This is a genomic window from Pseudomonas sp. MWU13-3659, assembly GCF_023757525.1.
Lineage (GTDB): Bacteria > Pseudomonadota > Gammaproteobacteria > Pseudomonadales > Pseudomonadaceae > Aquipseudomonas > Aquipseudomonas entomophila_E.
Window position 1 is genome coordinate 25,108 of record NZ_JAMSHW010000037.1, and the last position, 12,525, is coordinate 37,632.

The window sequence follows — 12,525 nt, forward strand, 5'->3', positions numbered from 1 at the left end:
TTTTTCCTGCCCTGTGCCGAGGAAAATGTTGGTTTCGCAGCACCCGAGGCCCGTCGAGAATGCCGGTAACTCAAAACAGGAGCTGCACCATGACCTTCTCCATCATTGGCCGCTGCGCGGAAACCGGCCAGGTCGGCATCGCCATCAGTTCGTCCAGCATCGCCGTCGGCGCCCGCTGCCCCTGGGTTCGCGCTGGCGTCGGCGCGGTCTCTACCCAGAACATCACCTTGCCGGCGCTCGGCCCGCAGATCCTCGACGCGCTGGAGCAGGGCCAACTGCCACCCGCCGCGGCCCTGGACCGGGTGCTCAGCGCCAATGGCTGGAGCGAGTATCGCCAGGTCACGGTGATCGACAGCCAGGGCCAGGTGGCCCTGTTCACCGGCAAGGAGGCGCTGGGTGTGCACAACGCGGTGGCAGGCGAACAGTGCGCGGCGGCAGGTAACCTGCTGTCGTCGCGCGCGGTGATCGAGGCGATGGTCGCGGCGTTCGAACAGGCCGGTGGCCACCTGGCCGACCGCCTGCTGGCAGCCATGCAGGCGGCGATGGCGGCCGGCGGCGAGGCGGGGCCGGTGCACTCGGCGGCACTGAAAATCGCCGGCGAGCTGACCTGGCCGCTGGTGGACCTACGCGTGGACTGGGCCGAGCAGGACCCGATCGGTGCCCTCGACAGCCTATGGCAGGCCTACCGCCCGCAGATGCAGGACTACGTGACCCGTGCGCTCAACCCCACCGCCGCGCCGAGCTATGGAGTACCGGGCGATGAGTGAATCGTCCAGTCGCGCACTGCTGGAGCGGCTGGTGGGCTTTGCCACGGTCAGCCGCGATTCCAACCTGGCGCTCATCAGTTTCATCAAGGATTACCTGGCCAGCCTGGGCGTGCAAAGCGAGCTGTTCCATAACGCCGAAGGCACCAAGGCTAACCTGTTCGCCACCATTGGCCCCCGTGATCGGGGCGGCGTGGTGCTGTCGGGGCATACCGATGTGGTGCCGGTCGACGGGCAGGCCTGGACCCGAGATCCGTTTCAGTTGACCGAGCACGATGGCCGCCTTTACGGGCGGGGCACCGCCGATATGAAGGGTTTCATCGCCTCAGTGCTGGCGGCCGTGCCGGCGTTCCTCGCACAGCCGCTGCGCCTTCCGGTGCACCTGGCGTTCTCCTACGACGAGGAGGTCGGTTGCCTGGGGGTGCGCTCTTTGCTTGCCGCGTTGGCGAAACGGCCGAACAAACCGACCCTGTGTCTGATCGGCGAACCCACCGAGCTCAAGCCGGTGCTCGGCCACAAGGGCAAGCTGGCGATGCGCTGCCAGGTTCACGGTGCGGCCTGCCATTCGGCCTACGCACCCTATGGGGTCAATGCCATCGAGTACGCGGCGCGGCTGATCGGCAAGCTCGGCGAGATCGGTGAGGGCCTGGCCCTGCCACGCCACCATGACCCACGCTTCGACCCACCGTTTTCCACGGTGCAAACCGGCGTGATCAAAGGGGGGCGGGCGCTGAACATCGTGCCGGAGGAATGCGAGTTCGATTTCGAGGTACGCGCCTTGCCAGGTTTCGAGGCGCAGACGGTCGCGGACCAGTTGCAGACCTACGCCGAGACCGAGCTGCTGCCGCGCATGCGTGCGGTGAATGCTACCAGTGACATCCGCCTGCAACCCCTGAGCGCCTATCCAGGGCTGGCCACGCCGTCCGACAGTGAGGCGGCGCAGTTGGTGGCGTTGCTCAGTGGCTCGAGTGAGTTCGGCACTGTAGCGTTCGGCACCGAGGGCGGGCTGTTCGAGCAGGCCGGCATCCCCACGGTGGTGTGCGGGCCGGGGAGCATGGAGCAAGGGCACAAGCCGGACGAGTTCGTCAGTGTGGAGCAGTTGCAGGGGTGTGATGCGATGCTGCTGCGGTTGCGGGATTACCTGGCGGCTGTGTAAGGGGCTGGAGCGTCTTGGCGAGGCGGACGCTCCACTGCAAGTAGAGCATTAAGCTATCTTTTTAATTTATTGTTTTATATGGATTTATTGCTTAATGAGGCGGTCTTGATGATTCATGTTAAATGACATGATGAAAACAATTTAAGCTTCTGAAAAATAACAAAATTATCTTTTTGCGATGGCGTGCTGTACGCATTGCTCATAGTACGTCTGCTTGATCGCCGCAGGCTTGAGCTGCGATCGGCTGTTGTAGGTTTGCTCGGTGATGCCGAAAGCGGTCATGCGCATCCAGGGTTTATCGAACTTGCGCACCTGCAGGCGTTTGCGGGTGGCATACAGCGTGACCCCGGAAAGCTTGGCCTGCTGCGCCTCGGCGGCGATCTGCGAGCCCCAGCCGCACACTTGACGCTCGTTCTGGCTCAGCGCCCGGGCCTGGGCGGCGAAGGCGGTGGTGGCCAGCAGGCAGCCGGCCACGGTTGCTAGAAATACTCGCATGTTGCTGTCCTAAGCATCTGAAGGAGAACGGAGTTTGCCGTCACTTCAGTGGCCTGGGGGCCAGCAAATTGCCGTCAGGCAGCAAGGTGAGGCTCAAGCGCCATGAAAGCCCTGACAGATGTATGTGATCGTACAACCAGATGCACAGGGCATGGCAGAGCAGCAGGTGCAGGCACGGTCCCGGCGCAAGCCGCGCAGTCTGACCCAGGAACTGGTCATGGTGCTGACCGAGCGCACTCGCGAGCAAGGCTGGCTCCTACCATGATGATCAGATCGCCTCGTCGCTCCACTGCCCATTTTCCTGGGCCTGACCGGCCAGGTGGCGGATACCAGGACGGGATTGGCCTTATCGCGGATGAATCCGCTCCTACGGGATCGCGTGAGTCTGTAGGAGCGGATTCATCCGCGATGAGGCCACTGCAGACGAGATGACTCTTGTAGGTCATCGTATCTCTTGGTGAGGGGAGGAAAAAAAGATCGCGGAGACAGGCACAAACCCGCCGCCCGCTTCCACGGGATATGTTCTGGGACCAGCAGAGGGTGACCGGGGAAACGGGGGCGACCTTGCGCCGCCCCGCGATCAAAGCTAACGAAGCTTCGCTGGATCAGGCAGCCTGGTGGTGCTTGACCTGGGTCTTGCGCACCTGCGCGCGACAGGCGTCGCCGAAGGCCTGGAACATCTTGATCGAATCAGGGTTCTTCGCCGCCTGCCATTCAGGGTGCCACTGCACCGCGAACAGGAAGGGCGAGAGCGTCGGGGCGTGAATGGCCTCGACCAGGCCGTCCTCGGCGTGGGCGATCGGCTCGATGCCGGCACCCAGGTTGCGCAGGCCCTGGCCGTGCAGCGAGTTGACGCGGATCTCGTCGGTGCCCAGGGTGTCGCGCAACCAGCTGCCTGGCTTGATCTTCACGCCATGAACCGCCGCGTACTGGACATCAACCGGGTCTTCCGGGTTTTCCCGGTGGTCGTTGAAGCCTGGCTCGGCGTAGACCTTCTGGTAGATATCGCCACCCAGGGCCACGTTGATTTCCTGCATGCCGCGGCAGATGCCGAAGATCGGTAGGCCGCGCTTGATCGCCGCCTTGACCAGCGGGATGTCGAACAGGTCGCGGTTCTGGTCCTGGCCCTTGCCGGGGGTCTGGTTGTCCTGGCCGTAGAGCGCCGGGTCGATATTGCTGCCCGCGCCGGTCAGGTACACGCCGTCGGCCATGTCCAGGTAAGTCTCGAGGTCTTCGGTGCCACAGCAGGTGGGCACCAGGACCGGGATGCAACCGGCGAACTCGACCAGCGGGGTGATGTATTTGTGGGTCATGACCTGGTAGTCATGGCCTTTGCGCTCTTGGCTGCCCATGGTCATCAGGACGACGGGTTTGCGCAGGGAGGGTTGCTTGTTGCCAATGTTGCTGTTGGACATATGTCACCTTGAGACAGGTCATGCCTGTCGTTGTTGTGCAGGTGCACGGCCGGGGCCATGGGTGCAGCCTGTAGCCCCGAGCACTGCCGGCTCACCTAGGGCGATGCCGGTCGGGGCATGTCTCATAGCTTGCCAGAGCCGTTCGATATGTCAAACGAGTGGCAGGGGGCTCAGGCGCCGAATTTCGGGGGCTTGGGGGCGTCGGGGCCTTTGGCGACAAGGGTTTGACGGGAGTTGAAGTCAATAATACTTAACGACGCAGTCGGTTCATTGCACGGCTGCAATGAAGCCTGCCCGCCGTTGCGGCGGGCAGGTGCGCGATCAGTCGTCGAGGCGTTCGAGCACACCGAAGCCATAGCCGCCCAACAGGTCGGCACGGATGCGCTCGCCCAGCGGTTGCACGTGGTTCTGCAGCGGTGCCAGCCAGTCGATGGCGTGGCTGGCCAGGCGTGCGCTCAGGGCCAGGCTGTCGCTGCCCAGTTGCGGCAGGGCCGTGGCCGGCACGCTGGGCTTGTCGGCCAGCCAGGGCAGGCTGCCCAGCAGCAGCGTGTACAACACCAGCAGTTTTACGTAGAGCCCAAGCGGCAGCGGTTGTACCAGGCGCACCAGGTAGGTCAGCGCCCTGAACAGGTGCACGGTCAGGCCGCAGAGGGCCAGCAGCAGGGCCATGGCGGGGGTGATCAGGTCACGGTAGCTGTCGCGGCCAAGCGTCGACAGATCGTCCGGTGCCGCCACGCGCTGCTTCATCAGCTCGCGGGCATCGTGTTGCAGCGCCGGCTGATAGGCCATGCGCTCGAAGGCGTCCGGGGTGAGGTAGGCGTACAAGGTGATGCCGGTTGGCAGGCTAAGGGCCTGGCGCCATTGTGCCTGGACTGCCGCCACGGCCAGGAACTCCGGGCGGCCCAGGCCGGGTTCGATCCAGCCGGCATCGATGTGTTCCTGGATCAGCTCGGCGTACTGGTTGCGCGCCTCGCGGCGTACCTGGCGGGCCACCGCCTTGTTGAAGCCGACGCGGTCCTCGGGCTGCCAGAGGTCGTTGACCGGCACGCCCATCTGCTCGCGCAGCACATGGCGCACCGGTTGCCATTCGCTCACCGGCAGGTTCCATGGGTTGTAGTTGCGCCCGCGCTTGGTCAGCAGGCGCTGGTAGTCGGTCCACGCCTGACCCTGGCGCTGGAGGATTGCCATGCGGCTGGTGGCGCCGTAGTAGAACAGGCTGGCGCGCCGGTACTGGCGGTAGTTGTCTTCCAGCTTGGCGGTGGCCGCGCGGTAATTGTCGTAGTTGCGCGCCAGGCCGCCGCGCTGGCGGTCGGCGAGCTGTTCGAAGAAGGCTTGCGGCGCCAGGCCCTGAACGGCGGGCAGCGGGGTGATGGCGGGCAGGCGCAGGGCCAGCTCGGCCAGGCGCAGCTTGCCTTCGGGGCTGCGCAGATCGGCCGCGGTGGCGCTTTGGCCGTCCAGGCGCAGGTCGTGATTGAGCATCTGGTTGAGCAGCGGGATACCGAAAGCCGCCTGGGCTTGCTGCTGCGGGCTGGCGCGCTCGACCAGCGAATCCACCAGCAAACGCTGGGCGTGGTAGCCCAGGTACACGCTGGTACCGCAGATGATCAGCGCCCACAGCAGCGTGCGGCCGAAGCCCCAGGCTTGGCGCATGCTCTTGCGCAGCAGGCAGCTGAGCACCAGCAGGCCGACCGACGCGGCGGTCAGCCATTGGCCGTGCACGGCGAGCTGTTGCAGGCGGGTGTGGTAGGCCAGGGTACCGACCACGTCGGTCAGGCGTGCGCAGAAGGCGAGGGTGACCAGCAGATAGGCCAGGGTCGGCAGCAGCATCACCTGTGCCAGGCGGCGTTGCTGGTCGCGGGTCAGCGGCAGGTTGCCGCCCCACAGGGCCAGGGCCAGGCGTTGCAGGGGCGAGCGTTCATGGCTGGCGGGGTAGGCCGAGCGACGTAGCAGGGCGCCGATCATCGGGCGTTACCCGAGGAATGGATGGGGCAGGAAAAGGCAAGGCTGACCGAAGAGGTCGCAGGGGTGTTCACGCGCGGCGTTCCTTGTCGAGGCAATGGTGCGTCCAGGGTTGCCGCGCGATAGTAGCATGCTGATGGCGGATTCGCGCCGCTATGGGCACCTGCTTCGCGGGCAAACCATCACCGCATACCCGTAGGAGCCAGCCTTGCTGGCGAACACCGGCAAAGCCGGTGCCTCCGTTCGCTAATGCAGGATCTGCTTGAGAAACGCCTGCGCCCGCGCCGTGCGCGGTTGCCCGAAGAACACCTCCGGCGGGCTGTCCTCGATGATCTGCCCGCCCTCCAGAAACAAAACCCGCTCGGCCACCTGGCGCGCAAAGCCCATCTCATGGGTGACGCAGAGCATGGTCATGCCGGTACCCGCCAGTTGCACCAGCACATCCAGCACTTCGGCGACCATTTCCGGGTCCAGCGCCGAGGTCGGCTCGTCGAACAGCATGATCCGCGGCTTCATGCACAGCGCCCGGGCAATCGCCACGCGCTGCTGCTGGCCGCCGGACAACTGGCTGGGGTACTTGTGCGCCTGGCTCTCGATGCCGACCTTGCTCAGGTACATCCGCGCCCGCTCCTCGGCGTCCTTGCGCGACAGCCCGCGCACGCTCATCGGCGCCAGCAGGCAGTTGTCGAGCACGCTCATGTGCGGGAACAGGTTGAAGTGCTGGAACACCATGCCGATCTCGCTGCGCACCTGGGCGGCCTGGCGCGTGGTGGTAGCGAGGTCGATGCCGCCGACCTGAATGCTGCCTTGCTCGGCAATTTCCAGGCGGTTGATGCAGCGGATCAGCGTCGACTTGCCCGAGCCCGAAGGGCCGCAGAGCACGATGCGCTCGCCCTCGCGCACCGACAGGTCGATATCGTGCAGCACATGGAAGGCGCCATAGTGCTTGTTCAGGCCCTCGATGCGGATCAGCTCCGGGCGCGGGTCGGGTGCAGGGTGCAACGGGGCAAGGCTGGCAAGACTGGAGGATGCGGACATCGTTTTTGTTCTCCCGCTCTGGTTTCAGTCGAAGCGTGCGGCGCTGTAGGGCGCAGGGTCGGTGAAGGGGGGCTGGCCGGTGAGCAGTTCCGCCAGCAGGCGGCCGCTGACCGGGCCCAGGGTCAGGCCGTGGTGGGCGTGGCCGAAATTGAACCACAGGCCTTTGTGCCGGGGCGCCGGGCCGATCACCGGGCGCATGTCCGGCAGGCAGGGGCGCCGGCCTAGCCAGGGTTTGTCGTCGAGGCGCTCGCCCAGGGCCGGGAACAGCTGGCGAGCCAGCGTTTCGCAGCGTCGCAGTTGGATCTCGTTGGGGGCCGCGTCACTGGCGGCGAACTCGATACCGGTGGTCAGGCGCACGCCGCGGGCCATGGGTGCCAACACATAACCACCCTGGGTGTCGCACACCGAGTGGCGCAGCTCGGCACCGTCGCGGGTGGCGTAGTGCATGTGGTAGCCGCGCTTGATCCCCAGGGGGAAGTCATAGCCCAGCGTTTCGTAGAGCTCGGCCGACTGCGGGCCGAGGCAGGCTACCACTTCGTCGGCACGGACCGGCCCACGCTGTGTGTCCACCTGCCAGCCGCCGTCGACCTGGCGCAGGCTGCGCGCATCGCCGTGCAGGAACTGCCCGCCGCGCTGGACGAACAGCCCGGCATAGCCACGGGTGAGGCCGCCGGGATTGGTGACGGTCTTCGGGTCCAGCCAGTGGATGCCGCCGACCACGCCACCGTCGAGCTGCTGTTCGCGGGCCTGGAGCTGATCGCGTTCGAGGATTTCATAGCGCAGGCCATAGCGGGCCAGGCCAGGCAGCTCATGCTTGGCCTGCTCGAACAGCGCGCTGTCGCGGTACACCTCGATCCAGCCTTTGGCTTGCACGAGGTCCTGCAACCCGGCGGCGTCGATCAGCGCGTCGTGCTCCTCGACACTGCGCTGCACCAGCGGCAGCATGTCCGCAGCGGCCTTGGCCAGGCGCCCCGGCGCCGACTGCTGCCAGTAGCGCAACAGCCAGGGGGCGGCCTTGGGCAGGTGCGTCAGGCTGTAGCGCACGTCCGGTTGGCGGTTCAGGCCGTAGCGCAGCAGCGCGCCGAACTTTCGCGGGAAGGCGTAGGGGATCACGCTGGAGCGCTCGATCAGCCCGGCATTGCCGTGGCTGGTGCCGCTGCCGGGTTCGTCGCGGTCGACCAGGATCACCTGGCGCCCACGCGCCTGCAGGTGCAGCGCGGTGCTGACGCCGACGATGCCGGCGCCCAGAACGATGGTTTGGCAATGCATGGAGCGGTTCCCTCGGTCAGTTCAGGTGGCGGCCCAGGCGGGCCTCCAGGTGTTTCAGGGTGCGGCGCACGAGCTCGACGATCAGCAGGTAGAGCACTGCCGCCCACAGGTAGATCTGGAAGTCGAAGCTGCGTGAGAAGGCCAGCTTGGTCACCCCCATCAGGTCATAGATGGTCACCAGCGAGGCAATGGCGCTGGCCTTGATCATCATGATCAGCTCATTGCCCAGCGGCCCGATGGCCACCAGCAGCGACTGCGGTAGCACCACCTTGAAGAAGGTGGCGGAGCGCTTGAGGTTCAGTGCCTTGGCGACTTCGTACTGGCCGGGCGCGACCGCCATGAGGCTGGCGCGGAAGATTTCGGCCTGGTAGGCGGCGGTGTTGAGGGTGAAGGCGAGCAGGGCGCAGTACCAGGCCTCGCGGAAGAACCACCACAGCCCGACGTCCTGCCAGAAGCCTTTCAAAGAGCCCAGGCCGTAGTAAAGCAGGAACAGCTGGGCCAGCAGCGGCGAGCCACGGAAAAAGTACACATAGCCCGCCGCCAGGCGCTGCAGCAGCCGGCTGCGCGACAGCCGCGCCAGGGCCAGCAGCATCCCCAGCAGCGCGCCGAGGGTGAACGAGATCGCCACCAGCTTGGCGGTGACCAGCAGGCCGTCGACGAAGCGCGCGCCATAGCGCTCCAGCAGGTCCGGGTCGAGCACATAGGCCAGCAGTTGCTCGAGGCTCATGGGCGGGCTCCTTGCAGGTGGCGGTTGCTGCGCCGCTCGAGCAGGGCGAAGACCCTGCCCGACAGCGCCGAGAACAGCAGGTAGACCAGGCAGGCGACGCCATAGAAGAACATCGGTTCCTTGGTCACGCTGACCGCCAGGTTGGTCTGGCGCATCAGGTCGATCAGCGAGATGGTCGAGACCAGCGACGTGTCTTTCAGCAAGCTCAGCCAGTTGTTCGACAGGCCCGGCAGGGCGATGCGCGCCAGTTGCGGCAGCACCACCTTGAAGAACCCCGTGCGCCGGCCCAGGCCCAGGGCCGAGCAGGCTTCCAGCTGGCCTTTGGGCAGGGTTTTGAAGGCCATCAGCCAGATTTCGCTGGAGAACGCCGCGAACACCAGGCTGAAGGCGATCATCGCGGCGAGGAAGGTGTTGATCAGCACCTCGCCGGGGTAGCCCAGGGCGGCGAGGAGCTTCTGCGCAGCGATCTGGCAGCCGTAGTAGATGATCAGCAGCGTGAGCAGTTCGGGCAGGCCACGGAACACCGTGGAGAAGGTGGTCGCCCAGGCCCGTGGCAGGCGCTTGCGTGAACGGGCGGCCAGTGCCACGACCAGGCCCAGCGGCAGGCCGATGGGCAGGCAGGCCAGGGCCAGCGACACGGTCACCAGGGCGCCGGCCAGCAGCGCCTGGCCCCAGCCACCGCTGGCGAAGGAGAGCAGGGAGAGTTGATCGAGCATGAATTCACCCTCAGGTTCGGCATGTTTGGGGCGCGCGGCGCCCCTTTCGCGACACAGATTCGCTGTACTCCCTGTGGGAGCGGCCTTGTATCGCGAAAGGGCTGCGCAGCAGCCCCAGATGCTTATCAGTCAACTGAATCAGTTGTAGATATCGAAGGCGAAGTACTTGCCAGCGATCTTCTGGTACGTGCCATTGGCCACGATCGCCGCCAGCGCCTCGTTCAAGCGGGTGCGCAGGGCTTCATCCTCCTTGCGCACGGCAATCGCCGCGTCGGCCTTGGTATTGGCGACATCCCCGAGGATCTTGCAGCAATCCTGGCCGTTCTTGCTCAACCAGTCATGCAGCGGGAACTTGTCGGCGATCACCCCGTCCAGGCGCCCGGCGGCGAGGTCGGCGTTGGCTTCGTCCATGGTCGGGTACAGCTTCACCTCGGCGCCAGCCTTGCCGTACACGTCCTCGGCGTAGATCGCCTGGGTGGAGGAGGACTGCGCGCCGACCGTGTAGCCCTTGAAGTCGGTCTGCGCGTCGCTGATCTTGCTGTCCTTGGCCACCGCCACGGTCAACGGAGTGCGGTAGTAATGGTCGGTGAAGGCGATCTTCTTGCGCCGCTCCTGGGTGTCGATCATTGAGGCGACCACAGCATCGTATTTGCGCGCCATCAGCGCCGGGATGATGCCTTCCCAATCCTGCGCCACCAGGGTGCATTCAACTTTCATCTGCTCGCACAGGGCATGGGTGATGTCGATGTCGAAGCCGTGCAACTGGTTATTGGCGTCGACGTAGTTGAAGGGCGGGTAGGCCCCCTCGGTGGCGAAGCGCAGGGTCTCGGCGCTGGCGTTGCCCGCCAGCCACAGGGCGCACGCACCCACCACAGCCATGGTTCTTTTCATCTCGCACCTCGGTCGTTGCACTCTTGCTATTGTTGTTTGCCCGCCGTGTAGCCGACGAACTCGTTATGTAGAGCGGCAGTTGCTTCCAAGCGTCTTTCAACATCCGGCCCCAGCACTTTGCAGACCTCGTTGACCATCAGGTGCACCCACGACAGCATCGTCGCGGTGGATTCCCAGAACAGGTTGAATTCGCTGGGGATGCGGAACACCTCGTCGGCGTTGGCATCGGCCCAGTCACAGAAGGTGTCGGTGACCAGCGTCACCGGGATGCCCAGCGCGCGCGCCTTCTGGCACAGCTGCAGGGCGTGGCGCGAGTAGCGGCGCGCCTCGAACACCACCAGCGCGCAGTGTTCCGGACGGCCCAGCAGCACTTCGCCGAAATGCCCGGCGCTGCCATCGACCAGTTGCACGCCGTCGCGCAGGTACTGCAGCAGGTGGCTCATGCACATGGCGATGCCGCGTTCGGTCTGGAACCCGGCGATGAATACCCGCGGCTTGTCGGCGAGGCGCCGGGCGACCTGTTGCCAGGCTTCGCCGCGGCTGTACTCGTGCACGCGCACCAGCGCGGCCATCTCCAGCTCCAGGCTGCCAGAGCGTTGGTCGTCCTCGGGTTGCTGGCGGAATTCCTGCAGGCGATCGCCTACCAGCCAGGGGCCGTCGCCCAGGTCGTTCTGCAGGTCCTGCTTGAGCGCCTTGAGGTGGGCATAACCGAGGGCGCGGCAGAACCGGCCGACGCTCGATTCGCTCACACCCAGCTTGCCGGCGATGCTCGCCGAGGTCTGGAACGGCAGCTCATGGAGGTTGGCGAGCATGTAGCTGGCGATCTGGCGGCCGGAAGCGGCTGCGGTGTGCAGGCTGCTTTCCAGGCGTTGCTTGATCGATTGGCTCATGGGCGGCTCCGGCTGATTTCTGGCGTGAGAGAGAAAATGGATGTTTTCTGTCATCAAGTCAATATTTGACAGATTGCTGTCATTGGCGGGAAAGTCTGTGTCGTTGCGCTGTAGCTATTCCAATTCCAAGAAAGGAGCTCCAGATGTCCTCACCGTCCACCGGCCCTGTCGTGCGCGTGCCTTTTACCGAGCTGCAGGCGCTGTTGCAGTCGATCTTCGAACGTCTAGGTTGCAGCGTGGCGGTGGCCGCCGTGCTTGCCCACAACTGCGCCAGCGCCCAGCGCGACGGCGCCCACAGCCATGGGGTGTTCCGTATTCCCGGTTATGTCTCGACCCTGGCCAGCGGCTGGGTCGATGGGCGCGCCGAGCCGCAGGTGACCGACCTGGCATCCGGCTATGTGCGGGTCGATGCCAAGGGTGGTTTCGCCCAGCCGGCGCTGGCGGCGGCTCGGCCACTGCTGGTGGAGAAGGCCCGGGCGGCGGGCATCGCGGTGCTGGCGATCCACAACTCCCACCATTTCGCCGCGCTGTGGCCGGATGTCGAGCCCTTCGCCGACGAAGGCCTGGTGGCCTTGAGCGTGGTCAACAGCATGACCTGCGTGGTGCCCCATGGCGCGCGCAAGCCGCTGTTCGGTACCAACCCTATCGCCTTTGCCGCGCCGTGCGCCGGGCATGACCCGATCGTCTTCGACATGGCCACCAGCGCCATGGCCCACGGCGATGTGCAGATCGCCGCCCGTGCCGGTGAGCCACTGCCGCCGGGTATCGGCGTGGATGCGGCCGGCCAGCCGACCACTGATCCCAAGGCGATTCTCGAGGGTGGCGCCTTGCTGCCATTCGGCGGGCACAAGGGCTCGGCGCTGTCGATGATGGTCGAGTTACTGGCGGCGGCGTTGACCGGGGGCCATTTCTCCTGGGAGTTCGACTGGGCCGGGCATCCGGGGGCGAAGACGCCGTGGACCGGGCAGTTGATCATCGTCATCGACCCGAGCAAGGCCGAGGGGGAGCGGTTTGCCCAGCGCAGCCGTGAGCTGGTGGAGCAGATGCAGGTGGCGGGGTTGACGCGCATGCCCGGGGAGCGGCGCTATCGGGAGCGCGAGGTGGCTGGGCGGGAAGGGGTGGCGTTGGGTGAGCGGGAGTGGAAGGCGTTGAAGGCGCTGAAGGCGCTGGTGGGGTGAGGTCGGCCTGATGGAGACCTCCAGGCG

The 12,525-nt window shown here is 65.7% G+C and carries 12 protein-coding genes and 1 pseudogene; 4 read left to right on the top strand and 9 right to left on the bottom strand.

Features of this window, described 5'->3' with window-relative positions; translation table 11 throughout:
- Positions 1–89: 89 nt before the first annotated feature.
- Positions 90–767, top strand: coding sequence for a DUF1028 domain-containing protein (locus NGM28_RS25655; protein ID WP_240066845.1), 678 nt, complete (start codon positions 90–92; stop codon positions 765–767).
- Entirely contained in the window at positions 760–1,920 is a 1,161-nt protein-coding gene (argE, locus tag NGM28_RS25660; RefSeq protein ID WP_252092105.1) for an acetylornithine deacetylase, read from the top strand. Before NGM28_RS25655 ends, argE begins: the two co-directional genes overlap by 8 nt.
- A 165-nt stretch (positions 1,921–2,085) precedes the next feature.
- Here argE and NGM28_RS25665 read toward each other — a convergent pair whose 3' ends face one another.
- Complete coding sequence (locus tag NGM28_RS25665) at positions 2,086–2,415, bottom strand: hypothetical protein (RefSeq protein ID WP_240066847.1); 330 nt, start codon at positions 2,413–2,415, stop codon at positions 2,086–2,088.
- A 151-nt stretch (positions 2,416–2,566) separates the two neighbouring features.
- Here NGM28_RS25665 and NGM28_RS25670 point away from each other — a divergent pair.
- A pseudogene (locus NGM28_RS25670) lies at positions 2,567–2,656 on the top strand (GntR family transcriptional regulator); the annotation flags it as partial.
- Between the two features lie 364 nt (positions 2,657–3,020).
- On the opposite strand, the gene NGM28_RS25675 reads toward NGM28_RS25670, so the two are convergent.
- The 8 genes from NGM28_RS25675 to NGM28_RS25710 form a co-directional block, all read right to left on the bottom strand.
- The gene (locus tag NGM28_RS25675; RefSeq protein WP_252092106.1) at positions 3,021–3,830 is read right to left on the bottom strand and encodes a gamma-glutamyl-gamma-aminobutyrate hydrolase family protein; all 810 of its coding nucleotides are present in this window, start codon (positions 3,828–3,830) and stop codon (positions 3,021–3,023) included.
- Positions 3,831–4,151: 321 nt separating this feature from the next.
- On the bottom strand, positions 4,152–5,792 hold the full coding sequence (locus NGM28_RS25680; protein WP_252092108.1) for a hypothetical protein: 1,641 nt from the start codon (positions 5,790–5,792) through the stop codon (positions 4,152–4,154).
- Between the two features lie 243 nt (positions 5,793–6,035).
- Positions 6,036–6,827, bottom strand: coding sequence for an amino acid ABC transporter ATP-binding protein (locus NGM28_RS25685; protein ID WP_286089098.1), 792 nt, complete (start codon positions 6,825–6,827; stop codon positions 6,036–6,038).
- 24 nt (positions 6,828–6,851) lie between these two features.
- The gene (locus NGM28_RS25690; protein ID WP_252092110.1) at positions 6,852–8,096 is read right to left on the bottom strand and encodes an NAD(P)/FAD-dependent oxidoreductase; all 1,245 of its coding nucleotides are present in this window, start codon (positions 8,094–8,096) and stop codon (positions 6,852–6,854) included.
- A 16-nt stretch (positions 8,097–8,112) separates the two neighbouring features.
- Positions 8,113–8,823 carry an ABC transporter permease gene (locus NGM28_RS25695; protein WP_252092112.1) on the bottom strand — a complete coding sequence of 237 codons (711 nt, stop codon included), beginning with the start codon at positions 8,821–8,823 and terminating at the stop codon, positions 8,113–8,115.
- Positions 8,820–9,539: an ABC transporter permease gene (locus NGM28_RS25700; protein ID WP_240066852.1), complete on the bottom strand. Its 720-nt coding sequence runs from the start codon at positions 9,537–9,539 to the stop codon at positions 8,820–8,822. Before NGM28_RS25700 ends, NGM28_RS25695 begins: the two co-directional genes overlap by 4 nt.
- Positions 9,540–9,677: 138 nt before the next feature.
- A complete protein-coding gene (locus tag NGM28_RS25705; protein ID WP_240066853.1) occupies positions 9,678–10,430 on the bottom strand; it encodes a transporter substrate-binding domain-containing protein in 753 nt (250 codons plus the stop codon).
- Positions 10,431–10,456: 26 nt separating this feature from the next.
- Positions 10,457–11,320 (bottom strand): MurR/RpiR family transcriptional regulator, encoded by an 864-nt coding sequence (locus NGM28_RS25710; RefSeq protein ID WP_240066854.1) that lies wholly within the window; start codon positions 11,318–11,320, stop codon positions 10,457–10,459.
- Between the two features lie 143 nt (positions 11,321–11,463).
- Here NGM28_RS25710 and NGM28_RS25715 point away from each other — a divergent pair, with 143 nt between their 5' ends.
- Complete coding sequence (locus NGM28_RS25715) at positions 11,464–12,498, top strand: Ldh family oxidoreductase (protein ID WP_252092114.1); 1,035 nt, start codon at positions 11,464–11,466, stop codon at positions 12,496–12,498.
- Positions 12,499–12,525 lie beyond the last annotated feature (27 nt).

Bases quoted from the DNA above. Each gene is read 5' to 3' on its own strand.
- argE (WP_252092105.1), top strand. From the start codon at position 760: ATGAGTGAATCGTCCAGTCGCGCACTGCTGGAGCGGCTGGTGGGCTTT.
- NGM28_RS25665 (WP_240066847.1), bottom strand. From the start codon at position 2,415: ATGCGAGTATTTCTAGCAACCGTGGCCGGCTGCCTGCTGGCCACCACC.
- NGM28_RS25710 (WP_240066854.1), bottom strand. From the start codon at position 11,320: ATGAGCCAATCGATCAAGCAACGCCTGGAAAGCAGCCTGCACACCGCA.
- NGM28_RS25715 (WP_252092114.1), top strand. From the start codon at position 11,464: ATGTCCTCACCGTCCACCGGCCCTGTCGTGCGCGTGCCTTTTACCGAG.
- NGM28_RS25700 (WP_240066852.1), bottom strand. From the start codon at position 9,539: ATGCTCGATCAACTCTCCCTGCTCTCCTTCGCCAGCGGTGGCTGGGGC.
- NGM28_RS25680 (WP_252092108.1), bottom strand. From the start codon at position 5,792: ATGATCGGCGCCCTGCTACGTCGCTCGGCCTACCCCGCCAGCCATGAA.
- NGM28_RS25690 (WP_252092110.1), bottom strand. From the start codon at position 8,096: ATGCATTGCCAAACCATCGTTCTGGGCGCCGGCATCGTCGGCGTCAGC.
- NGM28_RS25695 (WP_252092112.1), bottom strand. From the start codon at position 8,823: ATGAGCCTCGAGCAACTGCTGGCCTATGTGCTCGACCCGGACCTGCTG.
- NGM28_RS25705 (WP_240066853.1), bottom strand. From the start codon at position 10,430: ATGAAAAGAACCATGGCTGTGGTGGGTGCGTGCGCCCTGTGGCTGGCG.
- NGM28_RS25675 (WP_252092106.1), bottom strand. From the start codon at position 3,830: ATGTCCAACAGCAACATTGGCAACAAGCAACCCTCCCTGCGCAAACCC.
- NGM28_RS25685 (WP_286089098.1), bottom strand. From the start codon at position 6,827: ATGTCCGCATCCTCCAGTCTTGCCAGCCTTGCCCCGTTGCACCCTGCA.
- NGM28_RS25655 (WP_240066845.1), top strand. From the start codon at position 90: ATGACCTTCTCCATCATTGGCCGCTGCGCGGAAACCGGCCAGGTCGGC.